This is a genomic window from Pseudomonas sp. UME65, from assembly GCF_014170225.1.
GTDB lineage: Bacteria > Pseudomonadota > Gammaproteobacteria > Pseudomonadales > Pseudomonadaceae > Aquipseudomonas > Aquipseudomonas protegens.
In genome coordinates this window covers 685294-711394 of the sequence record NZ_LZZQ01000011.1, presented here as the reverse complement: position 1 = coordinate 711394, position 26101 = coordinate 685294, and the positions used below count along the sequence as shown (strand labels likewise).

Annotated in this window: 22 protein-coding genes and 2 pseudogenes; 16 read left to right on the top strand and 8 right to left on the bottom strand. The window is 64.4% G+C overall.

Annotated features, from left to right (window positions below; translation table 11 throughout):
• The first annotated feature begins 121 nt into the window (after positions 1 to 121).
• Entirely contained in the window at positions 122 to 1480 is a 1359-nt protein-coding gene (locus tag A9971_RS14165) for an 8-oxoguanine deaminase (RefSeq protein WP_019092792.1), read from the top strand.
• A 111-nt stretch (positions 1481 to 1591) separates the two neighbouring features.
• A complete protein-coding gene (locus tag A9971_RS14160; RefSeq protein WP_015634030.1) occupies positions 1592 to 2599 on the top strand; it encodes an SUMF1/EgtB/PvdO family nonheme iron enzyme in 1008 nt (335 codons plus the stop codon).
• Here A9971_RS14160 and A9971_RS14155 read toward each other — a convergent pair.
• The gene (locus A9971_RS14155) at positions 2596 to 3684 is read right to left on the bottom strand and encodes a calcium:proton antiporter (protein WP_011059091.1); all 1089 of its coding nucleotides are present in this window, start codon (positions 3682 to 3684) and stop codon (positions 2596 to 2598) included. The two genes, A9971_RS14160 and A9971_RS14155, sit on opposite strands and share 4 nt — an antisense overlap.
• A gap of 324 nt (positions 3685 to 4008) precedes the next feature.
• On the opposite strand from A9971_RS14155, the gene A9971_RS14150 reads away from it, so the two are divergent.
• The 3 genes from A9971_RS14150 to A9971_RS14140 all read left to right on the top strand — a co-directional run bounded on the left by A9971_RS14150 (position 4009) and on the right by A9971_RS14140 (position 7256).
• The gene (locus A9971_RS14150; RefSeq protein ID WP_053148898.1) at positions 4009 to 5091 is read left to right on the top strand and encodes a BMP family ABC transporter substrate-binding protein; all 1083 of its coding nucleotides are present in this window, start codon (positions 4009 to 4011) and stop codon (positions 5089 to 5091) included.
• A gap of 65 nt (positions 5092 to 5156) precedes the next feature.
• Positions 5157 to 6122 (top strand): 2-oxoglutarate and iron-dependent oxygenase domain-containing protein, encoded by a 966-nt coding sequence (locus A9971_RS14145; RefSeq protein ID WP_015634027.1) that lies wholly within the window; start codon positions 5157 to 5159, stop codon positions 6120 to 6122.
• A gap of 180 nt (positions 6123 to 6302) precedes the next feature.
• Positions 6303 to 7256, top strand: a complete 954-nt coding sequence (locus tag A9971_RS14140) for an adenosine deaminase (protein ID WP_011059088.1) — start codon at positions 6303 to 6305, stop codon at positions 7254 to 7256.
• Between the two features lie 78 nt (positions 7257 to 7334).
• Here A9971_RS14140 and A9971_RS14135 read toward each other — a convergent pair whose 3' ends face one another.
• Entirely contained in the window at positions 7335 to 8711 is a 1377-nt protein-coding gene (locus A9971_RS14135) for an MFS transporter (protein ID WP_011059087.1), read from the bottom strand.
• A gap of 135 nt (positions 8712 to 8846) precedes the next feature.
• The gene (locus A9971_RS14130; RefSeq protein WP_015634026.1) at positions 8847 to 9758 is read right to left on the bottom strand and encodes a LysR family transcriptional regulator; all 912 of its coding nucleotides are present in this window, start codon (positions 9756 to 9758) and stop codon (positions 8847 to 8849) included.
• Positions 9759 to 9874: 116 nt separating this feature from the next.
• Here A9971_RS14130 and A9971_RS14125 point away from each other — a divergent pair, with 116 nt between their 5' ends.
• The 3 genes from A9971_RS14125 to A9971_RS14115 all read left to right on the top strand — a co-directional run bounded on the left by A9971_RS14125 (position 9875) and on the right by A9971_RS14115 (position 11536).
• The gene (locus tag A9971_RS14125; protein ID WP_015634025.1) at positions 9875 to 10168 is read left to right on the top strand and encodes a putative quinol monooxygenase; all 294 of its coding nucleotides are present in this window, start codon (positions 9875 to 9877) and stop codon (positions 10166 to 10168) included.
• A gap of 34 nt (positions 10169 to 10202) precedes the next feature.
• Positions 10203 to 11216: a zinc-binding alcohol dehydrogenase family protein gene (locus A9971_RS14120; RefSeq protein ID WP_011059084.1), complete on the top strand. Its 1014-nt coding sequence runs from the start codon at positions 10203 to 10205 to the stop codon at positions 11214 to 11216.
• A 143-nt stretch (positions 11217 to 11359) separates the two neighbouring features.
• The gene (locus tag A9971_RS14115) at positions 11360 to 11536 is read left to right on the top strand and encodes a hypothetical protein (RefSeq protein ID WP_015634024.1); all 177 of its coding nucleotides are present in this window, start codon (positions 11360 to 11362) and stop codon (positions 11534 to 11536) included.
• A gap of 1 nt (position 11537) precedes the next feature.
• On the opposite strand, the gene A9971_RS14110 is transcribed toward A9971_RS14115, so the two are convergent.
• Positions 11538 to 12734: a multidrug effflux MFS transporter gene (locus tag A9971_RS14110; protein ID WP_011059082.1), complete on the bottom strand. Its 1197-nt coding sequence runs from the start codon at positions 12732 to 12734 to the stop codon at positions 11538 to 11540.
• A 93-nt stretch (positions 12735 to 12827) separates the two neighbouring features.
• Entirely contained in the window at positions 12828 to 13025 is a 198-nt protein-coding gene (locus A9971_RS14105; RefSeq protein ID WP_011059081.1) for a heavy-metal-associated domain-containing protein, read from the bottom strand.
• 145 nt (positions 13026 to 13170) lie between these two features.
• Between A9971_RS14105 and A9971_RS14100 the strand changes: the two genes are divergently transcribed.
• The 3 genes from A9971_RS14100 to cueR all read left to right on the top strand — a co-directional run bounded on the left by A9971_RS14100 (position 13171) and on the right by cueR (position 16501).
• A complete protein-coding gene (locus A9971_RS14100; protein WP_183000723.1) occupies positions 13171 to 13554 on the top strand; it encodes a hypothetical protein in 384 nt (127 codons plus the stop codon).
• 149 nt (positions 13555 to 13703) lie between these two features.
• The gene (locus tag A9971_RS14095) at positions 13704 to 16100 is read left to right on the top strand and encodes a heavy metal translocating P-type ATPase (protein WP_123473035.1); all 2397 of its coding nucleotides are present in this window, start codon (positions 13704 to 13706) and stop codon (positions 16098 to 16100) included.
• Positions 16097 to 16501 (top strand): Cu(I)-responsive transcriptional regulator, encoded by a 405-nt coding sequence (cueR, locus tag A9971_RS14090; RefSeq protein ID WP_011059078.1) that lies wholly within the window; start codon positions 16097 to 16099, stop codon positions 16499 to 16501. The genes A9971_RS14095 and cueR overlap by 4 nt, the downstream gene beginning before the upstream one ends.
• Before the next feature lie 262 nt (positions 16502 to 16763).
• On the opposite strand, the gene A9971_RS14085 is transcribed toward cueR, so the two are convergent.
• Positions 16764 to 17660 (bottom strand): PA4780 family RIO1-like protein kinase, encoded by an 897-nt coding sequence (locus A9971_RS14085; RefSeq protein ID WP_183000722.1) that lies wholly within the window; start codon positions 17658 to 17660, stop codon positions 16764 to 16766.
• 444 nt (positions 17661 to 18104) lie between these two features.
• On the opposite strand from A9971_RS14085, the pseudogene A9971_RS33190 reads away from it, so the two are divergent.
• Both A9971_RS33190 and A9971_RS33185 read left to right on the top strand, forming a co-directional pair.
• A pseudogene (locus A9971_RS33190) lies at positions 18105 to 19193 on the top strand (cache domain-containing protein); the annotation flags it as partial.
• 90 nt (positions 19194 to 19283) lie between these two features.
• Positions 19284 to 20051, top strand: a complete 768-nt coding sequence (locus A9971_RS33185; RefSeq protein WP_370059466.1) for a methyl-accepting chemotaxis protein — start codon at positions 19284 to 19286, stop codon at positions 20049 to 20051.
• Between the two features lie 83 nt (positions 20052 to 20134).
• On the opposite strand, the gene A9971_RS14075 is transcribed toward A9971_RS33185, so the two are convergent.
• Positions 20135 to 21412, bottom strand: coding sequence for an acetyl-CoA C-acetyltransferase (locus tag A9971_RS14075; RefSeq protein ID WP_183001974.1), 1278 nt, complete (start codon positions 21410 to 21412; stop codon positions 20135 to 20137).
• A 130-nt stretch (positions 21413 to 21542) separates the two neighbouring features.
• On the opposite strand from A9971_RS14075, the gene A9971_RS14070 reads away from it, so the two are divergent.
• Positions 21543 to 22895 (top strand): 3-oxoacyl-ACP reductase, encoded by a 1353-nt coding sequence (locus A9971_RS14070; RefSeq protein WP_011059074.1) that lies wholly within the window; start codon positions 21543 to 21545, stop codon positions 22893 to 22895.
• A gap of 2 nt (positions 22896 to 22897) precedes the next feature.
• The gene (locus A9971_RS14065) at positions 22898 to 23752 is read left to right on the top strand and encodes a MaoC/PaaZ C-terminal domain-containing protein (RefSeq protein WP_015634019.1); all 855 of its coding nucleotides are present in this window, start codon (positions 22898 to 22900) and stop codon (positions 23750 to 23752) included.
• A 36-nt stretch (positions 23753 to 23788) separates the two neighbouring features.
• Here the strand turns inward: A9971_RS14065 and A9971_RS14060 are convergent.
• A pseudogene (locus tag A9971_RS14060) lies at positions 23789 to 23950 on the bottom strand (DMT family transporter); the annotation flags it as partial.
• Positions 23951 to 24366: 416 nt separating this feature from the next.
• On the opposite strand from A9971_RS14060, the gene A9971_RS14055 reads away from it, so the two are divergent.
• Complete coding sequence (locus A9971_RS14055; RefSeq protein WP_183000721.1) at positions 24367 to 26016, top strand: collagen-like triple helix repeat-containing protein; 1650 nt, start codon at positions 24367 to 24369, stop codon at positions 26014 to 26016.
• Positions 26017 to 26101 lie beyond the last annotated feature (85 nt).

Genomic DNA, 26101 nt, shown 5'->3' with positions numbered 1-26101 from the left:
TTGTCCCCCGGCAAATCTTTCGCTAGACTGCGCACCTCGCCCCTTGCGGCGACCCTGGATCAGCAGACAGGGCATCACTGAGCTGGCTAACCTGAACCCACTTTCAGAGGAGCCGGCAACCATGCCTGCGACCCGTACCTGGTTAAAAAATCCCCTGGCCATCTTCACCGGCAATGCCCTCGACGCCCGTGGCGGCCTGGTGCTGCAAGACGGCCTGATCGTTGAAGTGCTGGGCCTCGGCCAGCAACCTGCAAGCCCCTGCCAGCAGGTCTTCGATGCCCGCGAGCACGTGCTGCTGCCGGGCCTGATCAACACCCACCATCACTTCTATCAAACCCTGACCCGCGCCTGGGCGCCGGTGGTCAACCAGCCGCTGTTTCCCTGGCTCAAGACCCTGTACCCGGTCTGGGCCCGGCTGACCCCGGAAAAACTCGCCCTGGCGACCAAAGTGGCACTGGCCGAACTGCTGCTCTCCGGCTGCACCACCGCCGCCGACCATCACTATCTGTTCCCGGACGGCCTGGAAAACGCCATCGACGTGCAAGTCGAAACCGTGCGTGAACTGGGCATGCGCGCCATGCTCACCCGCGGCTCGATGAGCCTTGGCGAAAAGGACGGCGGCCTGCCACCGCAACAGACTGTGCAGGAAGGCCAGGTGATTCTCGACGACAGTCAGCGCCTGATCCAGCAGTACCACGAGCGTGGCGACGGTGCGCAGATCCAGATCGCCCTGGCACCGTGCTCGCCGTTCTCGGTGACCCCGGAAATCATGTCGGCCAGCGCCGAACTGGCCAACGGGCTCGATGTGCGCCTGCACACTCACCTGGCCGAGACCCTCGACGAAGAAGACTTCTGCCTGCAGCGTTTCGGCCTGCGCACGGTGGATTATCTGGACAGCGTCGGCTGGCTCGGTCCGCGTACCTGGCTGGCCCACGGCATCCACTTCAACCCGGATGAGATCGCCCGCCTCGGCCAGGCCGGTACCGGCATCTGCCATTGCCCGAGTTCGAACATGCGCCTGGCGTCCGGCATCTGCCCCAGCATCGAGCTGACCGATGCAGGGGCGCTGTTCGGCTTGGGCGTGGACGGTTCGGCGTCCAATGACGCCTCGAACATGATCCTCGAAGCGCGTCAGGCGCTGTACATCCAGCGCCTGCGTTACGGCGCCGAAAAGATCACCCCGGAGCGTGTACTGGGCTGGGCGACCCAGGGGTCGGCAAGCCTGTTGGGCCGTACCGACATCGGCGAACTGGCGGTAGGCAAGCAGGCAGACCTGGCGTTGTTCAAGCTCGATGAACTGCGTTTCTCGGGTAGCCATGATCCGGTTTCAGCGCTGCTGTTGTGCGCTGCGGATCGAGCGGACCGGGTCATGATTGGCGGCAAGTGGCGGGTGATTGATGGCCAGGTCGAAGGGCTGGATCTGAAAAACCTGATCGCCGATCACAGCCAGGCGGCCCGGCAACTGATCGCCGGCACCTGATCTTTGGCGCCCACGGCGAGGGAGCGTATCCCTCGCCTGTGCGTTGACGGTATCAGAGGGAGGAAACATGTTAGTTTGCCGCCCTCATCCGAACCGTTATAGGGACATTACGTGAAACAAAAGCACGGACTGGCGCTCTGCGTCGCGCTGCTGATTTCGGGCTGTGGGAAACAGGAGGTTGCAGGCCCCGCCAGCAAAGTGCTGTCACCTGAAAAAGTTGCAGACATTGCTTCGACCATCAGCCGCAGATACCCGGACCTGTCCCCGCAAGTCCGCGATGCGGTGCTCAACACCGTCGTGCGTTCGATGGACAACATGGTGCTGATTGAAGGTGGCGAATTCCAGATGGGGGATTTCGGCTGGCCCCGTGGCTTCGACCCACAGGCCTTGTGCCAATGGCCCTGTGGCGTGGACCCGGCAAACATGGAACGGATCAGCCTCGACATCGATGACGACTTCGTTCACCCGGTCAAGTTGAGCAGCTACTACCTGTCCTCGCTGCAAACCACCTTGGGCGATTTCGATCTGTTCTTCCTGGCGCAAGGCCGGCCGCAATTCGACGCGGCACTGCGCAACCGCGCCGACATGAAACACCTCTACCAGGAAAACCTGCCCGCCCCGGCGTCTCGAAAATGGCAAGAGGCCAAGGATTACTGTGGCTGGCTGGCAGACCTCAGCGGCTATGCCGTGGATCTTCCGACCGAGGCCCAATGGGAATATGCGGCGCGCAACCGTGGCCAGCCGGTGATGTTCGCGACCGACAACGGCAATCTGGACTATGGCCGCAACTTTCCGGCGCCTGACGACAACGAAACCTTCGCCGTGGACAGGTTTGTGCCTAACCCGCTGGGCCTCTACAACCTCACCGGCAATGCCAGTGAATGGGTCAACGACTGGTACGACAAACACTACTACCGCGAATCTCCCGTGGAGAACCCGCAAGGGCCTGAAACAGGCATTTATCGAGCGCAACGGGGCGCCAACAACAAGTTTGCCAACGACCCGACCTTTTCTCCTTCGGCCAGCACCGTCCGCCGTTGGCGTTGGGGCGCACTCGCGGCCTGGAATGCCCCCGGGGTCAGCTTTCGCTGCGCTATCCAGTCGGCGCAACCCCTTTAAAGACCGAGCAGCGACAGCATGATGAAGGTCGCAAACAGCACGAAGTGAGTCATGCCTTCTATGGCATTGGTTTCACCATCGTTGAGGTTGATCGCGCTGACGATCAGGGTGATGAACACCATCACCGTCTGCACCGGAGTCATGGCCATCTGGAAGGGCTGGCCGGTGTACAAGGCCATGGCCTCCATCACCGGCACCGTGAGGATCACCGTCGACAGGGAAGCGCCCAGGGCCACGTTGACCACCGACTGCATGCGGTTGGCCAGGGCGGCGCGCAGGGCGGTCAGGATTTCCGGCGCGGCGGAAATCGCCGCCACCAGGATCGCCGTGATCACCGGCGGTGCGCCCGTGCCTTCCAGGCCCAGGTCCAGGGTCTTGGACATCACCTCGGCCAGGGCGCCGATTACCACCACCCCGAACACCAGGATGCCGATGCTCCAGGCCAGGTTGATGGCATGGGGCTGTTCCTGGGCCTCTTTATTGCGGCGTTTTTCCGGGTAGCTGTAGCTGAAGAAATAGCTGTGCGGCCCGACCTGCATGCGCAGGAACAGGGTATAGAGCACCACCATGGCGCCGATGGTGAAGGCCGAGTAGACCTTCCAGTCGGCCTCGGGGATGAACTCCGGCACCACCATCGACACGCCCATGGCGGTGAGGATCATCACGCTGTAGGTACGCGCCGAGTCGTCGTTGTAGGGCTGCTCGCCATGCTTGATGCCGCCCATCAGTGCGGCCAGGCCGAGGATGCCGTTGATGTCCAGCATCACCGCCGAGTAGATGGTGTCGCGCACCAGGGTCGGCGAGGCTTCGTTGCTCATCATGATCGCCAGGATCACCACTTCCACCAGCACCGCGGCCAGGGTCAGGATCATGGTGCCGTAGGGGTCGCCGACCTTTTCCGCCAGCAGTTCAGCGTGGTGGGCGACGCGCATCGAAGCCATGACGATAAAGCCGATCAGCACCAGCCCGGCGCCCAGGGCGATGCCCTGGCCACTGCCCAGCAACAGGTGTTCAAGCGGATAGGCAGCCACGGCGGCCAGCAGCGCAAGCAGTAGAAACTTTTCTTGCTTGAGGGAATTGAGCATTGCAGTCCTTTGACGGGAATAAAAACGAGTACAGGAGATGACTGAAAGACTGCACCAAGTCACTAACGTTTCGTTACATGTTAGTGCACCAGCCCCAGGCGCCGCGCACCGGGTTGGTTCTTGAACAGCCCTTCGCCGGCAAGCGGCCTCCTGCATTCCAGCCCCGTAGGAGCTGGCTTGCCAGCGAAAAGCGCGCCCCAAAGCCCCCGTAGAAACCGCCTCGCCGGCGCAACGGCCATCTTTGTTGTCCTGTTGGTCAGCTATTTGCATTGCCCTCCAGTGCTTGCCGCCCCAGCCCCCCACAACAAGATGGAGCTCCCATTCATGCATACACGCCCGTTGCACAAGTTGCTCTGCACCCTGGCCGCCGCCATCGGCCTGAGTGCCAGCCTTTCCGCCAGCGCCGCCGATCCGCTGAAGGTCGGTTTCGTCTACATCGGCCCCATAGGCGATCACGGCTGGACCTATCAGCATGAACAGGGGCGCAAGGCCCTGGTGGAAAAATTCGGCGACCAGATCAAGACCAACTACGTGGAGAACGTAGCCGAAGGCGCCGACGCCGAGCGGGTGATCCGCAACATGGCCAAGGACAACTACGACCTGATCTTCACCACCTCCTTCGGCTACATGAACCCCACGCTGAAGGTCGCCAGGCAGTTCCCCAAGGTGACCTTCGAACACGCCACCGGCTACAAGCAGGACAAGAACCTCGGCACCTACCTGGCGCGCACCTACGAGGGCCGCTATGTGGGTGGTTTCCTCGCGGCGAAGATGACCAAGAGCAAGAAGATCGGCTACGTCGCCTCCTTCCCCATTCCGGAGGTGATCCGCGACATCAACGCCATCCAGCTGGCCTTGAACAAATACAACCCGGGCACCGAGATCAAGGTGGTGTGGGTCAACTCCTGGTTCGATCCGGGCAAGGAAGCCGACGCCGCCAATGCCCTGATCGACCAGGGCGCCGACGTGATCTTCCAGCACACCGACAGCCCGGCGCCGATCCAGGCCGCGCAGCGGCGTGGCGTGTACGCGGTGGGCTATGCCTCGGACATGGCCCACTTCGGCCCCAAGGCGGTGCTGACCTCCATCGTCAACAACTGGGGCCCGCACTACATCCAGGCCACCCAGGGGGTGATGGACCACAGTTGGAAACCCCAGGACTACTGGGGTGGGCTGAAAGAGGGTACGGTTGAACTGCCCCTCAGCGACCTGCTGCCGGCCCCGGTGAAAACCGAGGCCGAACAGATCATCGCCAGCATCAAGAGCGGCGAGTTCCACCCGTTCACCGGCCCGATCAAGGACCAGGCCGGGGTCGAAAAAATCGCCGCGGGGGTCAGCGCCAGCAATGCCGAACTGGCCTCGATGAACTACTACGTCGAAGGCCTGAAGGCGGACATCCCCAAATAATCTGGCCGTCGCTGTCGGAGCATCCGCCAGCGACGACGGACCGCCAACAGGATGGGAGCACTTTCATGAATCAACTGCCGATCATCGATATCAGCCCGCTGTATCAGGATGAGCAGCAAGGCTGGGACAGTGTCGCCAAGCAGATCGACCGCGCCTGTCGAGAATGGGGCTTCTTCTACATCAAGGGTCACCCGATCAGTGCACAACGCATCGAGCAATTGCTGAGCACGGCCAAGCACTTCTTCGCCCTGCCCAGTGTTGAAAAACTCAAGATCGATATCACCCAGAGCCGTCACCATCGCGGCTACGGCGCCATCGCCACCGAGCAGCTGGACCCAAGCAAGCCCAGCGACCTCAAGGAAACTTTCGACATGGGCCTGCACCTGCCGGCCGAGCACCCGGACGTGCTGGCGGAAAAACCCCTGCGCGGGCCCAACCGCCACCCTGACCTGCCCGGCTGGCAAGCCCTGATGGAGCAGCACTACCAGGACATGCAGGCCCTGGCCCAGACCCTGCTGCGGGCCATGACCCTGGCCCTGGGCATCGAACGTGATTTCTTCGACCGCCGCTTCCAGGACCCGGTGAGCGTGCTGCGGATGATCCACTATCCGCCGCGCCACACCGCCAGCAGCGCAGAGCAGCAAGGCGCCGGCGCCCACACCGACTACGGCTGCATCACCCTGCTCTACCAGGACGCCGCTGGCGGCTTGCAGGTGCGCAACGTCAAGGGCCAGTGGATCGACGCCCCGCCCATCGACGGCAGCTTCGTGGTCAACCTCGGCGACATGATGGCGCGCTGGAGCAACGACCGTTACCTGTCGACCCCGCACCGGGTCATCAGCCCGCTGGGGGTGGACCGCTACTCGATGCCGTTCTTCGCCGAGCCGCACCCGGACACCCGCATCGAATGCCTGCCCGGCTGCCAGGACGCGGAGCACCCGGCCAAGTACCCGGTGACCACCTGCGCCCAATTCCTGCTCTCGCGCTTTGCCGATACCTACGCCTACCGCCGGGAGCTGGAGCAGGCCTGACCGCCCCCCCCGGTCAGGTTTTGCCGAACATTTGCGCCGCCAGATGTAGAATGGCGGCTTTTTCGGGCCCGGTGAAAACCTGGCGAAAGCCGCAAGCCACAGCCAGTTCCCCACAGAAGGGCACGGCCCCGGCAGCGCATCACTCTCGCAGCGCCCGCCTGCACCTGATGAGACGACACCATGTATGACTGGCTGAACGCCTTGCCCAAGGCCGAGTTGCACCTGCACCTGGAAGGTTCCCTGGAACCGGAACTGCTGTTCGCCCTGGCCGAACGCAACAAGATCGCCCTGCCCTGGAGCGACGTCGAGACCCTGCGCAAGGCCTACGCCTTCAACAACCTGCAGGAATTCCTCGACCTGTACTACCAGGGCGCCGACGTGCTGCGCACCTCCCAGGACTTCTACGACCTGACCTGGGCCTACCTGCTGCGCTGCAAAGAACAGAACGTGATCCACACCGAACCCTTCTTCGACCCGCAGACCCACACCGACCGTGGCGTGCCGTTCGAAGTGGTGCTCAACGGCATCGCCAGCGCACTCAAAGATGGCGAGCAGCAACTGGGCATCACCAGCGGCCTGATCCTCAGTTTCCTGCGCCACTTGAGCGAAGAAGAGGCGCAGAAAACCCTCGACCAGGCGCTGCCGTTTCGCGATGCATTCGTCGCCGTGGGCCTGGACAGTTCGGAAATGGGCCACCCGCCGAGCAAGTTCCAGCGGGTATTCGACCGCGCGCGCAGCGAAGGCTTCCTGACCGTCGCCCACGCCGGTGAAGAAGGCCCGCCGGAGTACATCTGGGAAGCCCTGGACCTGTTGAAGATCCAGCGCATCGACCACGGTGTACGTGCCTTCGAAGACGAGCGGCTGATGCAGCGGATCATCGACGAGCAGATCCCGCTGACTGTGTGCCCGCTGTCCAACACCAAGCTCTGCGTGTTCGACCACATGTCCCAGCACAACATCCTGCAAATGCTGGAGCGCGGAGTGAAGGTCACGGTCAACTCCGATGACCCGGCCTACTTCGGCGGCTACGTCACCGAGAACTTCCACGCCCTGCACACCGACCTGGGCATGACCCAGGACCAGGCCCGGCGCCTGGCGCAGAACAGCCTGGATGCACGGCTGGTCAAGCCGTAACGGCCTTCGCCGGCCAGCCGGCTCCTACACGAACCTGTAGGAGCCGGCTGGCCGGCGAACAGGTCCCCCCCGTCTCTATCAGCTCCCCGCCTCGCTCAACTCCTCCAGGGTCTTGCCCCGGGTTTCCATCCCGAACAGCCAGACCACCCCCGCGGCAATCACGAAGCACGCCGCCCCCAGGGCGAATACGCCGCCCTGCCCGGTCAACGGAAACACCAGCCCGGTCACCAGCGGCCCCAACAGCGAACCGATGCGCCCCACCGCCGAAGCGAACCCCGAGCCCGTAGCCCGGGCCGACGTCGGGTACAACTCAGGGGTATAGGTGTAGAGCACCGCCCACATGCCGAACAGGAAAAACTGCATCAGCAGCCCGGTGCCGATCAGCAGGCTGACGTTGCCGCCAAAGACCGCACTCTGCCCGTAGAAGAAGGCCATGACCCCGCCGCCGAGCAAGGTCACGATGCACACCGGCTTGCGCCCCCAGCGCTCCACCAGCCAGGCCGCCATGAGGAACCCGGGAATCCCGCCCAGGGAAATCAGCACCGTGTAGTACACCGACTGGGTCACCGCAAAACCGGACTGCTGGAGCAAGGCGCTGAGCCAGGACGTCAGGCCGTAGAAGCCCAGCAGGGCGAAGAACCACAGGCTCCAGATCATCATCGTGCGCTGGCGATAGAGCGGCGACCAGATCTGCTTCAGTGCCGAGAAAAAGTGCCCCGGCGCACTGTCGATACGCGGCAGGTGCAGCGGCTCCGGCAATTGCGCCGTGCCCAGGGAAGCGCGCACCTTGTCTTCGATGCCACACAGCACCCGATCCGCATCGGCGTGGCGCCCGGCCTGTTCCAGCCAGCGCGGTGACTCGGGAATGAAGAAGCGGATCACCAGCACGAACACCGCCGGTACTGCCAGCACCAGGAAGATGTCACGCCAGCCGATCAGCGGCAGGAGGAAATACGAGAGCACCCCGGCGGCGACGAAACCCAGGGGCCAGAAGCCATCCATCAGGGCGATGTAGCGCCCGCGACGCTGGGCCGGAATCATCTCCGAGAGCATCGACTGGGCGATGGGAAACTCCATGCCCATGCCGATCCCCAACAACACCCGGAACAGGGTCAGGCTGTCCACGCTCTGGGCGGTGGAACACAGGTAACTGGCCACGCCCCAGAGCACGATGCTCCACTGGAACACCGGCTTGCGCCCATAGCGGTCGGCAAGCATGCCCGACAGCGAGGCGCCCAGCACCATGCCGAAGAAACTGGAGCTGGCCAGCAGGCCGGCCTGGGCCGAACTCAGGCCAAACTCGGTTTTGATCGAGCCGAGGAGGAAAGTCATCATCGCCAGGTCCATGGAGTCGAAGAAAAACGCCAGGGCGATGATGATGAAGATCACCCGGTGATAGCCGCTGATGGGTAGCCGTTCCAGGCGCTCTGCGGCGCTGTATTCCTGTATGCCCATGCCCGTTCCCCCGGTTGAATGCTTGACCGCCCGAGTGTGCGGGATCGAGGCCGGGGCTGATTGCCGAGGGCGACCTGTTCGCGTCCACCAGCGACGCCGAGGGCACGGTGCCCAGGCTCGCCGGCAAGCCGGCTCCTATCGCGGGCGTTGCGCGCTGATCTGCGCGCAACGCTCCTGGAGCAGGTCACGCAGTAGTTTCACCGGTTTGCTCAGGTGCGCCCGGTGGGTGCACAGCAGGTTCAGCGACGCGCCTTCGCAGCGCAGTTCCGGCAGCAGTATCTGCAGGCGGCCGGCCAGCACATCGGCGGCCACATCCAGCCAGGACTTGTAGGCAATCCCCTCACCGGCCACGGCCCAGCGCCGCACCACATCGGCGTCGTCGCTCAGGCGGTCACCACTGACGGTGAGGCTCACCTCGCGCTTGCCGTCATGAAAGCTCCAGAGGTCATGAGCCCGGCTGTCGAGCATGTACAACAGGCAGTTGTGCTGGGCCAGTTGCTCCAGCTGGCGCGGCTCGCCGTAGCGGGCCAGATAACTGGGGGCGGCGCACAGCACCCGGCGGTTGTCCGGAGCCACTGGCAGCGCCACCAGGCTGGAGTCCTCCGGTTCGCCGTAACGCAGGGCAATGTCCACCGGCTGGCGGAACAGGTCGGCAATCCGGTCCCCCAGCAGCAAGCGCACGCTGAGCTTGGGATGTTCACGCTGGAACTCGTCGAGCCAGGGCAACAGCAGATTGCGGCCAAAATCCGAAGGGGCAGAAAGCTGCAACACGCCACTGACCTGATCCTGACCGCTGGCCAGCAGGCGCCGGCCTTCATCCAGGTTGCTCAAGGCCGCCCGGGCGTATTCGAGAAAGCCCTCGCCCTCCGCGGTGAGCCGCAGGCTGCGGGTGGAACGGGCCAGCAGCCGTGCGCCCAGGTGTTCCTCGATGCGCTTGAGGGCAGCACTGGCCACCGCAGGCGAAAGGTCCATGACCCGGGCCGCCGCCGACAGGCTGCCCAGGTCTGCGGCACGCACGAACAACTGCAGGTCATCGAATCGCAGCATGAGGCTTTCCTGGATTATCAAAAAAATATTGAAAGAGCCTGCTCTTTTAGCCGGTTTTATCCTCGGGAGAAATAGCCAATCATCCCTCCCATCGCCTAGCACCTGAGGAAGCCCACATGTCCCAAGCCTTCACCGCGATTGCCACCCTGATCGCCAAGCCCCAGCAGCAAGACGTTCTCAAGCGCGAGCTCAGCGCCCTGGTCTCGCCCAGCCGTGAGGAAAGCGGTTGCCAGTACTACGAGCTGCACCAGGATGCCGAGCAACCGGGCACCTTCTACGTGCTGGAGCGCTGGGACGATGAAGCAGCCCTTGAGTTTCACAACAACACCGCGCACTTCCGGCATTTCCTCCATCAGACCCGCGAGGCGATCGAGCACTTCGAGCTCAAGCGCCTGCAGTTGATTGTCTGAGCCTTTTTTCCCTACTCATCATCAGGAACTCAACATGAAAGCCATCGCCTATTACGCTTCCCTGCCCATCGACGATCCCAAGTCCCTGCAAGACATCGAGCTGCCCGAGCCCGTGGCCGGCCCTCGCGATCTGCTGGTGGAAGTCAGGGCCATCTCGGTCAACCCGGTGGACACCAAGGTGCGCCAGAACGTCCAGCCCGAAGGTGGCGCGGCCAAGGTGCTGGGCTGGGACGTGGCCGGGGTGGTCAAGGCCGTGGGCAGCGACGTCAGCCTGTTCAAGGTCGGTGACCGGGTGTTCTACGCCGGCTCCATCGCCCGGGCCGGCGGTAACAGTGAGCTGCACACTGTGGATGAACGGATCGTCGGCCACATGCCCAAGAGCCTGGACTTCGCCGCGGCCGCCGCCCTGCCGCTGACCGCGATCACCGCCTGGGAGCTGCTGTTCGAACGCCTGCAGATCAGCCAGGAGCCGGCTGACAAAGGCCAGAGCCTGCTGATCGTCGGCGCTGCCGGCGGGGTCGGTTCGATCCTCACCCAACTGGCCCGTCAGCTCACCGGCCTCAAGGTGATCGGCAGTGCCTCCCGCGAACAGACCCAGGCCTGGGTCCGCGAGCTGGGCGCCCATGCGGTGGTGGACCACAGCCAGCCACTGAGCGCCGAACTCCAGCGCATTGGCGCAGGCCAGGTGACCCACGTCGCCAGCCTGACCCAGACCGATGCCCACCTCGACCAACTGGTGGAAGCCCTGGCACCCCAGGGCAAGCTGGCGCTGATCGACGATCCGAAAAGCCTCGACGTGACCAAGCTCAAGCGCAAGAGCCTGTCGTTGCACTGGGAGTTCATGTACACCCGTTCGCTGTTCGAAACCGCCGACATGCAAGAGCAGCACGTGCTGCTCAACCGGGTCGCCGAACTGATTGACGCCGGCACCTTGAAGACCACGGTGGGTGAGCACTTCGGCCAGATCAACGCAGCCAACCTGCGCCGCGCCCACGCCCTGCTGGAGAGCGGCAAGGCTCGCGGCAAGATCGTCCTCGAAGGTTTCTGAGGCGTTAACGAACGGCAGCCGGCACCGGTAAAAGGTGCTGGCTGCCGTCAGTCCGAGAGTTGATTCCGGTCATATTTGTGACCGTATTCGGGTCTACACTGGGGGCCCTTGCAGCGCAGTCTTTTACCGTTAGGAGGTCAGCAATGAAGATCCTGATAAAAGAATTGGCACACCCCCAGGGCTCTCAATGGCAGGTGCGGCTCGACCAGCATGTGGTGACGTTCCGCAGCGAGGCCGAAGCCCGGGCCTTCACCCAGACCCTGCAAAGCCGCCTGCAAGCCCCCCACCCGATTCCCCAGAGCCAGCGCGCCACCGGCTGACTCAGAGCTCGGCAGCCTTCAGCGCCCGGGCATTCTGCAAGCGCCGGGTCATGACCGCCATGCTCACCGCCAGCACACCGCACAGGCTGATGACCATGGCCATCGGCATGGCGCTGCCGTCATGCAGCACACCCACCAGGTACGCCGCCCCTGCCGCCACGCTGAATTGCAGGCAACCGAGCATCGCCGAGGCGCTGCCGGCCCGTGCGCCCTGACCATTCATGGCGCAGGCCGCAGCATTGGGAATGATGCAGCCCAGGCTGGCGATACACACGAACAGCGGCAGCAGCAGCGGCCAGAGCGCACTGGTGTGCAAGGCACTGACGCCGAGCAGGGTCAGGCCCGCTGCCAGGTAGATCCACACGGTGCGCGCCAGCAGGAACGCCGGGCCACGCTTGGCCAGCAGGCGCGCATTGATCTGCGCCACCAGGATGAAGCCCCCGGCATTGATCCCGAAGAACCAGCCGAAGTGCTCCGCTGGCACGCCGTAGAGTTTGATGAAGACAAAGGGCGAACCGGCAATGTAGGAAAACATCCCGGCAATGGCGATCCCGCCGGTCAAGGCATGGCCGAGAAATACCCGGTCCGACAGCAGCAGGCCATATTGGCGCAGCGCCCCGGACAGAGGCAGGCGCGGGCGGGTGGCCGGCATGCTTTCCGGCAGGCCCAGGGCCACTGCCAGCCCGGACAGTGCACTGAACACCGTGAGCATGATGAAGATCGACTGCCAGCCGTAGAGGTTGACCAGCAGGCCGCCCAGCATTGGCGCCAGGATCGGGGCCAGGCCCATCACCAGCATCAGTTGGGAGAAGACCTTGGCCGAACCCACCGCATCGCACTTGTCGCTGACCACGGCCCGGGAAATCACCATCCCGGCGCATCCGCCCAGGGCCTGGACAAAGCGTGCGCCGATCAGCCATTCCAGGTTCGGCGCATAGGCGCAGGCCAGGGAGGCCAGCGTGAACAGGCCCACCCCCGCCAGCAGCGGCAGGCGCCGGCCAAAACGATCGGCCACCGGGCCATAGGCCAACTGGCCGATGGACAGGCCGAGGAAGTAGGCGGCCAGGGTCAGCTGAACGTGTTTTTCATCGGTGCCGAAAGCCAGGGCCATCGAGGGGAAGGCCGGCAAGTAGAAGTCGATGGCCAGCGGGCCGAAAGCGCTCAGAGCGCCGAGAATCAGGATTGTGCGGAGGTTCATGGCATCCAAACGAGCGTTGGTCAGCGGTCGCACAGTCTAGCCGCGCTTGGACGCCTTGAACATTCCGATAGGTCGCTAACTATATAAAAAGGCTCAGGCAACCTTGACCGCGTAGCCTTCCTCGCTGATCAGGCTGATCACCTCATCGCTGGACAGGCGGCTCTCGACCCCGACTTCCTTGGCCGCCAGATCCACCCGCACGGTGGCCGCCGGGTCCTTGCTTTGCAGCGCCTGGGTGATGGCACGCACACAGTGACCGCAGGACATGCCTTGAACGTTGAATACTTGCATTGCGCTTCTCCTGTATTGGGTTGGAGCAAGTCTTGTCCTTGCCACCGTGGCAAGGTCAAGTTCCGGATTGATCTGCCGGGCTGGAAATCGGCGGCGCGCTCGGCCAAGCTGCACGTCTTACGACATCACAGCGGGAGATTCAGCCATGCGCTGGTCAACTTTCAGCCTCGTCGGCCTCCTGGGCCTGTGCGCGGCAACCCCATCGGCGCTGGCCGCCGGAGAGGACTACGGCGTGCTGATCATTTCCAGGGAGCGGCTGGAAGTCGCCACGTCCTGCGAGATCGGCCTGTACATCCAGGACCAGCTTGCCGGTCGGCTGTTCCAGGAACAGAGCGCCTCGTTCAACCTGCCGCCGGGCAAGGTTTCTCTGCGCCTGAAACTGCTGCCAGGCCAGGCCCCGGGCTGCAATGCCGGGCTGCTTGCCCCGAGTTCCCAGGACATCAGCCTGCGGGCTGGCGATGTGCTGAAGTTCCGCATCGCCATGAACGCCTCGGGCATGTACCTCAAGCCCGCCGCCCTGGAATACTGACACCCCGCCCCCTGCCGAGCTCCCGGGGCCTGCTGTTCGCGCACTGCGAGCAGCCCCTGGGACAAAATGAAGCACCCGTGCAATGCCCCCTTGACCTTGCCTGCGTGGCAAGGTTGATCCTGTAGGCAACATTCACAGGGAGCGTCGCCATGCCTGAATCAACCACTTTCGACCTGCCGATTGCCGGCATGACCTGCGCCAGTTGCGCCGGGCGCGTAGAGCGTGCCCTGGGCAAGGTCGCCGGCATTCGCACGGTCAGCGTCAACCTGGCCACGGAACAGGCTCGGGTCGAAGCACCGCAAGACAGCCTGCCGGCCCTGCTGGAAGCCGTGGAAAACGCCGGCTACAGCGTGCCGGTGCAAGCCGTCGAACTGAGCATCGGCGGCATGACCTGCGCCACCTGCGCCGGGCGAGTCGAACGCGCCTTGAACAAACTCCCCGGCGTCCGCAGCGCCAGCGTCAACCTGGCCACCGAGCGTGCCCATGTCGAACTGCTGGGCCAGGTCGACCCGGCGCTGCTGGTCAATGCCGTGACCCAGGCCGGCTACTCCGCCAGCCTGTGGCAGGCCGAGCAGAAACAGGGCGACGAGCAACAGCAGAACCTGCGACGCGAGCGCTGGAGCCTGGTGCTGGCCATCCTCCTGGCCCTGCCCCTGGTGCTGCCGATGCTGGTGCAGCCGTTCGGCCTGCACTGGATGCTTCCGGCCTGGGCCCAGTTCGCCCTGGCCACCCCGGTGCAGTTCATCTTCGGTGCACGCTTTTATGTCGCGGCCTGGAAGGCCGTGCGCGCCGGCAGCGGCAACATGGACCTGCTGGTGGCCCTGGGCACCAGCGCCGGCTATGGCCTGAGCCTGTACGAATGGGCCACCGCCGCCGCGGGCAGCATGCCGCACCTGTACTTCGAGGCCTCGGCGGTGGTAATCGCCCTGGTGCTGCTGGGCAAATACCTGGAAAGCCGCGCCAAGCGCCAGACCGCCAGTGCCATCCGCGCCCTGGAAGCCCTGCGTCCGGAACGGGCGATCCAGGTCATCGACGGCCGCGAACAGGAAGTCGCGATCAGCGCCTTGCGCCTGGGTGACCTGGTGCTGGTCAAACCCGGCGAGCGCTTTCCGGTGGACGGCGAAGTCATCGAAGGCCAGAGCCATGCCGATGAAGCGCTGATCAGCGGCGAGAGCCTGCCCGTGCCCAAGCAACCCGGCGACAAGGTCACCGGTGGCGCCATCAACGGCGAAGGCCGGCTGCTGGTGCGCACCCTGGCCCTGGGGGCGGAAACCGTGCTGGCGCGGATCATTCGCCTGGTGGAAGACGCCCAGGCCGGCAAGGCACCGATCCAGAAACTGGTGGATAAAGTCAGCCAGGTGTTCGTGCCCACTGTCCTGGTACTGGCGCTGATCACGCTGGTGGGCTGGTGGCTGTACGGCGCACCGCTGGAAACCGCGGTGATCAACGCCGTGGCGGTGCTGGTGATCGCCTGCCCTTGCGCCCTGGGGCTGGCCACGCCCACGGCGATCATGGCCGGCACCGGCGTGGCGGCCCGCCACGGCATCCTGATCAAGGATGCCGAAGCCCTGGAGCGGGCCCACGAAGTCAGTTCGGTGGTTTTCGACAAGACCGGCACCCTGACCTCCGGCACCCCGCGCATCGCCCATATGCAGGCGGTGGAAGGCGATGAAAACAGCGTGCTGCAACTGGCCGGTGCCCTGCAGCGCGGCAGTGAGCACCCTCTGGCCAAGGCGGTGCTGGACCTGTGCCAGGAACGCCAACTGCCGGTGGCTGACGTCAGCGCCAGCCAGTCCCTCACCGGGCGAGGCATCGCCGGCACCCTGGAGGGCCGCCAACTGGCCCTGGGCAACCGCCGCCTGCTGGAAGAAAGCGGCCTCAACCCCGGCGACCTGGCCCAGGCGGCCCGGGACTGGGAACACGAAGGCCGGACCCTGTCCTGGCTGATCGAGCAGAGCCCGCAATCCCGGGTGCTGGGCCTGTTCGCCTTTGGCGACACCCTCAAGCCCGGCGCGCTGCAGGCGGTGCAGCAACTCAATGCACGGCATATCAGCAGCCATTTGCTGACCGGTGACAACCGCGGCAGCGCCAAGGTGGTGGCCGACGCCCTGGGCATCACCGACGTGCACGCCGAAGTGCTGCCGGCGGACAAGGCGGCCACGGTGGCCGAGCTGAAAAAGACCGGCGTGGTGGCCATGGTCGGGGATGGTATCAACGACGCCCCGGCCCTCGCGGCGGCGGACATCGGCATCGCCATGGGCGGCGGCACCGACGTGGCCATGCATGCGGCCGGCATCACCCTGATGCGCGGCGATCCACGGTTGATCCCGGCGGCCCTGGAAATCAGCCGCAAGACCTACGCGAAGATTCGCCAGAACCTGTTCTGGGCCTTCGTCTACAACCTGATCGGCATCCCGCTGGCGGCCTTCGGCCTGCTCAACCCGGTGCTCGCCGGGGCGGCCATGGCGCTGTCCAGCGTCAGCGTGGTCAGCAATGCGCTACTGTTGAAAACCTGGAAACCCAAAGACCTGGAGAACGCCGAATGAACATCGGCCAAGCAGCCCGAAAGAGCGGCCTGAGCGCCAAGATGATCCGTTACTACGAGTCCATCGGCCTGCTCAAGCCCGCCCATCGCAGTGACAGCGGCTATCGCCTGTATGGCGATGACGACCTGCACAGCCTGGCCTTCATCAAGCGCTCCCGGGACCTGGGGTTTTCCCTGGAAGAGGTGGGCAAGCTGCTGACCCTGTGGCAGGACCGGCAGCGGGCCAGCGCCGATGTGAAGGCCCTGGCCCGCCAGCATATCGACGAGTTGAACCAGAAGATCCGCGAGCTGGCAGGGCTACGCGACACCCTGCAGGACCTGGTGGAGCACTGCCAGGGCGACCACCGCCCGGACTGCCCGATCCTCAAGGAACTGGCCTCGGGCAGTTGCTGCGGATCCTGAGCCTGTGACCTGCCGCCCCATGTAGCCGCTGCCGAGCCCTGGGCGAGGCTGCGAAAAGGCCAGCAGGACCTTGCTTGGCGATCTCCCGCCAGACCTCGGCGCCCTCAAGATCCCTGCGTCCCTTCGGGCCGTGCGCAGCCTTCGGCAGCGGCTACAAGATGCAAGGGGCCAAGGGGTCAAGGGGTCAAGGGGCCAAGGGGCCAAGGGGCCGGGTAGTTTGCGGGAATGAAAAATCCGGCCAAGGCCGGATTTTTTTATGGCATCACTGCATCCAGGGCGGAGGCGGTGGTTCTTCGGATTTGCCCGGCGGCGCATCATCCGCCGCGCGTACTGCCTGGCGACGCTCCTCGTCCAGGCGCGCCGCTTCGATCTCGCGGATCACGCTGCCGACATCCGCCAGTTCTTCGGGGTCGTCGAACTCGCCGGTCAGCACGCTGCCCGGATGCAAGGTGCCAGCCTCGTACAGGGCCCACATTTCCTTGGCATACCGAGTGCCCTTGAGTTCCGGGGCAAAACGCCCGAAATAGGACGCCATGTTGCCGACGTCACGCTCCAGCATGCTGAAGGCATGGTTGTTGCCGGCAGCATCCACCGCCTGGGGCAGGTCGATGATCACCGGGCCATCCGGGGTCAGCAGCACGTTGAACTCGGAAAGGTCACCGTGCACCAGGCCGGTACACAACATCAGCACGATCTGGGAAATCAGGAAGGCGTGATATTCACGGGCCTGGTCCGCTTCCAGCACCACATCGTTGAGCCGCGGCGCCGCATCGCCGTACTCGTCGGCCACCAACTCCATCAACAGCACACCTTCGAGGAAGTCGAACGGCTTGGGCACCCGCACCCCGGCATTGGCCAGACGGAACAACGCCGCCACTTCGGCGTTCTGCCAGGCGTCCTCGGTTTCCTTGCGCCCGAACTTCGAGCCCTTGGCCATGGCCCGCGCCTGACGGCTGTTACGAACCTTGCGCCCCTCCTGATACTCCGCCGCCTGACGGAAACTGCGTTTGTTCGCCTCCTTGTAGACCTTGGCGCAACGTAGCTCGTTGCCGCAGCGCACCACATACACAGCTGCCTCTTTACCACTCATGAGTGGGCGCAGCACCTCGTCTACCAGACCGTCTTCGATCAGCGGTTCAATGCGTTTTGGAGTCTTCATCAGCTTTTATTGTGGGTCCCTTGTTACCAAACACGCGAAAGTCACTCGTTATACGGCAATCCTCCCACGACGGGAAAGGGCTGCCGACCACCGAGCGACAGCAATGCACTCAATGTGCCAGATCAATCCATCGACGCCGCCAAGGATCATAGTCGAGACGGCGTCCGCAACCGTCCATCAGTGGCACTCAGGCCAGCCCCTTCGCGGGCCTGCCCGCGGAAGTTTTTTTTCTGCCTGAGGCTCAATATTGCCCGGCGCCAGCCGAAGCCCTCAGAGAGACAGGGAGTTTGTCCGACAATCCAATAAAGACGTCAGCCACCGGCCAAGGTTCGATCGCCGCGGGCTCGACTTCACCCCAGGGATGCAATCAGCGTCATCTTTCAAGCTGCCGATAAATCCGCGAGTCGCCTGCACTTCGTGGTCTTACAAAAAACTGGAGCGCGGATGAACATCAAACAGAAATTGACCTGGGCCTTTGCCGTCATCGCCAGCCTGCCCGTGGTGCTGGTAGCCACGCTGGTGGTGATCAACCTGCGCAGCGAGGCCGAAAACACCTTCGTCGACGGCAGCGGCCGCGAGATCCGCCAAGTGGCCAACGCCATGCAGCTGTTCTTCGAAGGCATCAGCCAGAACATCGATTACCTGGCCGCTCAACCCTTGATCACCCAGGCCGGTGACAACCTCAAGACCTGGATGAGCGCCGATGCCGCGAAGGCCCCGGAAGGCGAGCAGGACAAACGAATCTTCGAGCTGTTCGCCGCCATGGCCGCCAGCCATCCTGCCTATTCCTATGTGTCCTATGGCGTGAGCAACGGCGGATACGTCTCCTGGCCCGCCGACCTGAAGCTGGCCAACTACGACCCCCGCGTACGCCCCTGGTACAAGACCGCCCAGGCCAACCCGGGCAAGACCCTGCGCACCGAGGCCTATTACTGGGCCAGCGACGATGCGGTGCTGGTCAGCACCGTGCGCTCGCTGGCCAACCAGTTGGGCCCCCAGGGCGGCGTGGTCGCAGTCGACGTGTCGCTCAAGCAGCTCACCGAGATCGTCAAACAGATCAAGCTGGGTGAATCGGGCTACCTGATGCTGATGGAAAACAACGGCACGGTGCTGGTGGACCCCAAGCAGCCGGAGCACAACTTCAAGGCCCTGGGCAGCCTCGGCGAGGGTTACGCGCAACTGGCCAAGGCCGGCAAGGGCCTGGTGCAGGTGGAACTGGGCGGCGAGCACTACATGGCCAACGTCTGGCCTTCGGAGCAACTGGGCTGGACCTTCATCGGCCTGATCAAGCAGAACGAAGTCATGGGCGCGGCCACCCAGCTGACCTGGATCATCGCCGGTATTGCCGCGATCCTGGCGGTGCTGTTCGCAGTGCTCGGGGCGAGTTTCGCCAGCCTCATCGTGCGGCCGATCCGCGGCGTGGCCAGTGGCCTGGAAGGCATTGCCCAAGGCGAAGGCGATCTGACCCGCAGTCTGAATATCCGTGGCAGCGACGAAACCGCGCAGTTGGCCAACTGGTTCAACCAGTTCCTGGCGGCAATCCGCAACCTGATCCAGAGCATCGGCCAGGCCGCGCAGAAGATCCTCGCCACTTCCCACAGTTCGACCCAGGTCTCCAGCGACATGGCCGAAGCCGCCGGGCGCCAGCGCGAAGCGGTGGACATGGTGTCCACCGCCTTCCACGAAATGGTCGCCACCGCCAACGAAGTGGCCCGTTCCTGCAGCCAGGCCGCCGAGTCGGCGGACAGTGGCCAGCGCCAGGCCCGGGAAGGCCAGCAGCAGATCGATGACGCGGTGCACAGCGTCGATCGCCTGAGCCAGGAGATCGAACAGTCGGCGCAGTCGATGCAGCAACTGGAACGCGACAGCACCGACATCCAGTCGATCCTCGGCACCATCCGCTCGATCGCCGAACAGACCAACCTGCTGGCGCTGAACGCGGCCATCGAGGCCGCCCGGGCCGGGGAGCAGGGTCGCGGTTTTGCCGTGGTGGCCGACGAGGTGCGGGCCCTGGCCAAGCGTACCGCCGACTCCACTGCCGAGATCGACGGGCTGCTGGGCAACCTGGCCAAACGCACCAGCGCCGTGACCCAGCAGATGCACGCCAGCCTGGAAGTGTCCCAGCAATCGGTGAACCGCATCGGCCTGGCGCGCAACAGCTTCGGGCAGATCCGCGAATCGGTGGACGTGATCCGCGACATGAACACCCAGATCGCCACCGCCGCCGAAGAGCAGCATCAGGTGGCGGAAGACATCAACCGGCACATCAGCCAGATCCATGGCGATGCGCAACTGGTGGCGGAACTGGCGAACTCGGCGCGCCTGGACTCCCAGAGCCTGGCGGGGCTGTCCAATGAGCTGGACGCCCTGGTACGGCGCTTCAAGACCTGAAGACGCTTTCGCCGGCAAGCCGGCTCCTACGGATGGGCGGCATTTCTGTGTAGGAGCCTGCGTGCCGGGGAAGGCCACGAACCTCAGCGCTCGATGATCGCCGTCACACCCTGGCCGCCCGCGGCACAGATGGAAATCAGCCCGCGTCCCTGCCCCGCCACACTCAGCAGCTTCGCCAGGTTGGCGACGATGCGCCCGCCGGTGGCGGCAAACGGGTGCCCTGCCGCCAGGGAACTGCCTTTGACGTTGAGCCGGGCGCGATCGACGCTGCCCAGAGGTGCCTCCAGGCCCAGCCTGGCCTTGCAGTACTCGGGGTCTTCCCAGGCCTTGAGAGTGCACAGCACCTGGGCGGCGAAGGCTTCGTGGATCTCGTAGTAGTCGAAGTCCTGCAGGCTCAGGCCATTGCGCGCCAGCAAGCGCGGCACGGCGTATACCGGGGCCATCAGCAGGCCCTCGGCGCCGTTGACGAAGTCCACCGCCGCGGCCTCGCCGTCGCGCAGGTAGGCAAGAACCGGCAGGCCCCGCTCCCTGGCCCACGCTTCACTGCCCAACAGCACCAGCGAGGCGCCATCGGTCAGGGGCGTGGAGTTGCCCGCCGTCAGCGTGCCGCTGGCGCTACGGTCGAAGGCCGGCTTGAGGCTGGCGAGCTTTTCCAGGGTCAGGTCCGGGCGCAGGTTGTTGTCCCGGGTCAGGCCGAGGAAGGGAGTGATCAGGTCGTCCTGCCAGCCTTCGGCGTAGGCGGCGGCCATTTTCTGATGGCTTTCCAGGGCCAGTTGATCCTGATCGGCGCGGGCAATGTTCCAGGTCTTGGCCATCTGCTCGCAGTGCTCGCCCATGGACAAGCCGGTGCGCGGCTCGCCATTGCGCGGCAGTTCCGGCTTGAGGTGATGGGGCCGCAGTTGCAGCAGGGTCTTGAGCTTGTCGCCGGTGCTCTTGGCGCGGTTGGCCTGCAACAGGATCTTGCGCAGGCCTTCGTTGACCCCGATCGGCGCATCCGAAGTGGTATCCACCCCGCCGGCGATGCCGCAGTCGATCTGCCCCAGGGCGATCTTGTTGGCCACCAGCAGCGCCGCTTCCAGGCCCGTGCCGCAGGCCTGCTGGATATCGTAGGCCGGGGTGGTGGGCGAAAGCCGCGAGCCGAGGACGCATTCGCGGGTCAGGTTGAAGTCCCGGGAATGCTTGAGCACGGCACCGGCGGCCACCTCGCCAAGGCGCAGGCCGTGCAGGTTGTAGCGCTCGATCAGGCCCTCCAGGGCGGCGGTGAGCATCGCCTGGTTGCTGGCGGTGGCATAGGGGCCGTTGGAACGGGCGAAGGGGATGCGGTTGCCGCCGATAATCGCGACGCGACGCAGCTGTGTCATGGAAAGCTCCCTATTCTTTGAGTGCGACTGCGGTGGGTACCTCCTCCAGCGTAGGAGGGATCTGGCCGATCGAACGACCCAGGGCCATTCATGGTCCACACTTTGAACCCCAACCTTCGGAGTGCGTTCCATGTCTGACCGTTATATCGACTTCGCCAACTCGTCCATCGGCCAGCGCCTGGTCGGGGCTCTTGGCTTGCCGTCGCCGGTACGCCTGGAGCGCTGGCAAGCCGGTCGCCTGCGGCCTATCGAAGGTGCACTGTTGCTCGGCGGCGGCGCGCTGGCACAGCAGGTGGCCGCCCTGGCGCCGCGCCTGACCGATGGCATCTACAGCTATGGCGCCGACCCGTCCCTGGCCACCCCCTGGATTCCCGGCCACGGGCCCCGGCTCAAGGCCGTGGTGTTCGACGCCAGCGAGCTGCTGCACACCGACCAGCTCAAGCAATTGCGGGAATTCTTCCAGCCACTGCTGAGAAACCTCGAGCCCAGCGCCCACCTGGTCATCCTCGGGCGCGCCCCGGAAACCCTTGACGAGCCCTTCGCCGCCAGCGCCCAGCGCGCCCTGGAAGGCTTCAGCCGCTCCCTGGCCAAGGAACTGCGCAACGGCGCCACCCTGCAATTGCTGTATGTGGCAGCCGGAGCGGAAGAACAGCTGGAAGGCGCCTTGCGCTTCTTTCTCTCGCCCAAGAGCGCCTACGTTTCCGGGCAGGTGATCCGCTTGCAGCCCTGCGCGACCCAGGTCCAGGACTGGAGCCGCCCGCTGGCCGGGCGCAAGGCCCTGGTCACCGGCGCCGCCCGCGGCATTGGTGCGGCCATCGCCGAAACCCTGGCCCGGGACGGTGCCCAGGTCCTGCTGCTGGACGTGCCCCAGGCCAAGGCCGATCTGGAAGCCCTGGCGGCCCGTCTCGGCGGCCGCGCCATCTGCCTGGACATCTGCGCCGAAGACGCTCCGGCACAGTTGATCGAGCAACTGCCGGAGGGCATCGACATCCTGGTGCACAACGCCGGCATCACCCGGGACAAGACCCTGGCCAACATGACCCCGGAATACTGGGACGCGGTGCTGGCGGTGAACCTCAATGCGCCCCAGGTGCTGACCCAGGCCCTGCTGGACAGCGCACGCCTGCACGACCATGGCCGGGTGATCCTGCTGGCCTCCATCAGCGGCATCGCCGGCAACCGCGGGCAAACCAACTACGCCGCCAGCAAGGCCGGGCTGATTGGCCTGGCCCAGGCCTGGGCGCCGCTGCTGCACGCCCGGGATATCAGCATCAATGCCGTGGCGCCGGGCTTCATCGAGACCCAGATGACCGCCAAGGTGCCCTTCGCCCTGCGCGAAGCTGGAAGGCGCATGAGTTCCCTGGGCCAGGGCGGCCTGCCCCAGGACGTTGCCGAAGCGGTGGCCTGGCTCGGCCAGCCGGGCAGCGGCGCCGTCAGCGGGCAGGCCCTGCGGGTCTGCGGACAAAGTCTATTGGGGGCCTGAAAATGACTGCACACTGGCACGAACTGAACCTGCCCGCGTCCCTGCCGCCGCTGTTTCTCAAAGCGGCAATGCGCCGACGGATCAACGGCACGCAGTTACCCGAATACGGCCTGCGCTGCTGGATCAGCCTGGCCCCCGGGCAACTGGCGGGCTACCGCAAGGTCTGCGGCTTTGCCGATAACGGCCTGCTGCCCGCGACCTACCCCCATGTACTGGCGTTTCCCTTGCAGATGCAGCTGCTCACTGCCCGGGACTTTCCATTTCCGCTACTGGGGCTGATTCACCTGGGCAACAGGATTCGTGTGTTGCGCCCCATGGGCAATGTCAGCAGCGTTCGAATCGGGGTCCAGGTGTGCAACCTGCAACCCCACGCCAAAGGCGCAACATTCGACCTGGTGACCACAGTGGACGATTTGCTGGGCCCCCTCTGGGAAGCGCAAAGCCGCATGCTCTGCCGTGGAGTCAAGTTGGCGGGAGAACCTTCCAGCCAACACTTGCCCAACGCCGACAACCTCGGCGAAGTCGCCTGCTGGCGCGCCGAGCGCGATATCGGCCGGCGCTACGCCAGGGTTTCCGGCGACTACAACCCGATCCACCTGAGCGCCTGGAGCGCCCGGCTGTTCGGCTTTCCCCAGGCCATCGCCCATGGCCTGTGGAACAAGGCGCGCACCCTGGCAGCCCTGAGCGAGCATCTGCCAGCAGCGAACATCGAAGTGACGGTGCAGTTCATGAAGCCCGTGCTGCTGCCCGGCGACGTACGCCTGCTAGCCAGTGCCGGGGGTTCAAGCGGAGAACTGCAGTTGCTGGGCAGCGGCGAGTTGCAGCATATGCTGGGCAACTGGCAGCCCATCGCCTGAGGGGCCTCAGCCCCGGCGGATCAGCACCACCCCGACGACGATCAGCAGCACCGCGGTGCCGACGAAAAAAGAGATCAGGGCCGCAGCCAGCACCCCGCCGACCTGCTTGGCCAGTTGACCGTTGATTCCGGCTTGCAGGGCGAGAAAGGCTCCGGCAACAAACGGCAGGCACAGCAGCCACCAGACGGGCGTCAGCATATTGAGCTCCAGAGAGTTTTGGGCGGCGCAGTATAAACCAGGCCACCATCCCATCCCCCTGCCAGCCATTAAACGCCAGCGAAAAAGTGCAAGTACCGCGAGCTCAGCACAAAAACTGCCTATTAATTGTGTATATATAACTTTAGTTTAACGAGCACTTTTCAAGGACACTACAAAACATCAAGTCATTGTTTTAAAACAATTCATCACACACTAGGAGCGCCAACCAATACTTTGAGACTAGCTACTTGTAAATCAATTAACCGAACAAAATAAGTCATTAATACCAAGTTCATAATTGTTCAATTTATTCCCTGCGCCTTTTATGTAGACAACGGACGAAGGTATCTCCAGCGCAAGAACTGGAGAGCTATCGAAAACAACGAACGTTGTAACAGGTGCAAGGAATACCAGACATGAAAACTCAATTCGGATGGAAAGCGTTAACGGCAATAACCATGATCCTGACCCTCAGCCTGGCAGGCTGCAGCGGCGGTGGTGGCGGTCATAAAAGTGGTGGCAGCAGTTCGCCAGCCAGTGCCAGCGGCGGTACTGACGGCACTGGTGGCACTGGTGGCGGCACCGGCGGAACAGGAGGCACTGGAGGTGGCACTGGTGGTACCGGTGGAGGCACAGGTGGTACCGGCGGCACTGGCGGAGGCACAGGTGGTACCGGCGGCACTGGCGGAGGCACAGGTGGCACAGGTGGAACTGGCGGCACCGGAGGAACTGGCGGTACCACCACTCCCCTGACGACCAGCAGCCTGGTCTCGGATCTGGGTACCACCCTCAGTGGCGTCGGTACCGGTGTCAGCGGCCTGGGCACTTCCCTGGCCACCGTACCCGTGGTTGGAGGCGTGGTACAAAGCGCCGTCAACACCACCGGCAACGTGGTGGACACCGTCGGTGACGGCCTGACCAACGGCCTCGGCACTTTGGGCACCGATCCCAAGGCCCTGAGCAAGACCACCGCCACCGTCGGCAACGTGGTCAGCGATGTGGGTACCGGGGTCACCGACCTCAGCGGCAAACTGGCAACCACCACCCAGAGCGTTCCGGTAGTGGGTGGCCTGGTGACCAGGGTGGCTCCGGTAGTCGGCGGCGTAGGCACCCGGGTGACCATGCTCGGTAATACCCTGAGCACCGTCACCAGCAGCGGACCTCTGGGAACACTGACCGACAATGTCGGCGATAAGGTACTGGTTCCAGTGGTCAGCCTGGCGGAAGACGTGACCGGCAATATCGGCGGCGCCACCGGTCTTGGCTCCCCTGTAAAAGGTCTGCTCAATGGCGTAGCTCAGGCCGTGGACAGCACCGGTAACAAGATCACTGACGCTGGCAACGGCAACCCTGTAACAAATCTGTTGGGCAACACCCTGAGCAACGCAAGTACGGCCGTGGGCACTGCCGGCGGTTATGTGAGCAACTCGGGTAGCGGAACCGGGAATGGCAGTGGCCTCGGCGGCAACAACGGCCTGCTGGAAACTGTCGGCGGTGCAGTGGCCAACTTGAGCAACGGCCTGAATGCCGGCAATACCAACGGTACCGTTAGCGCAGGCGGGGTCACCGGAGCGGCAGCCGGCAACCTGATCGCCTCGGTAGGCGGCGCTCTGGGCGGCAGCGGTACCCCTAACCTGGTAGTCACTGCACCATTGGCCAGCGTCGGAGTGAGCCTGGGTTCGGCATTGAACCCCGTCACCAGTTCGGTTGCCGGCCTGACCCAGCAAGTAGGTGCAGCTACCGGCCTGGGTAGCCCGACCAGCAGTCTTCTGGGCCAGGTGGGCGGCGCAGTCAGCAACGTAGGCGCGGGCGTGGCCAGCAATAGTGGCGCCAATCCGATAGGTACCGCCTTGGGCGGCACCCTTGGAGCCGTGGGCAACACCGTGGCTTCGGTTGGCGGCCTGGTCAACGGCGGCACAGCGCCCAGTGGCGGCTTGCTCGGTGGCCTTGGCGTAGGCGCCAACGCCAGCGCCAGTGGCAGCGCCTCTGCCGGAGCGGGCCTCAATGGCGGCCTGGGTGGCGTGCTCGGCGGCCTGACCGGCGCCCTGGGCGGCAACAAGAAATAATTTGCACCTGGCCGATTCGACGGCCTCACCTGCAGCGCCTACGCTTGGTTGAGGGCGAGAGATTCCCATGAGTCTCTCGCCTTTT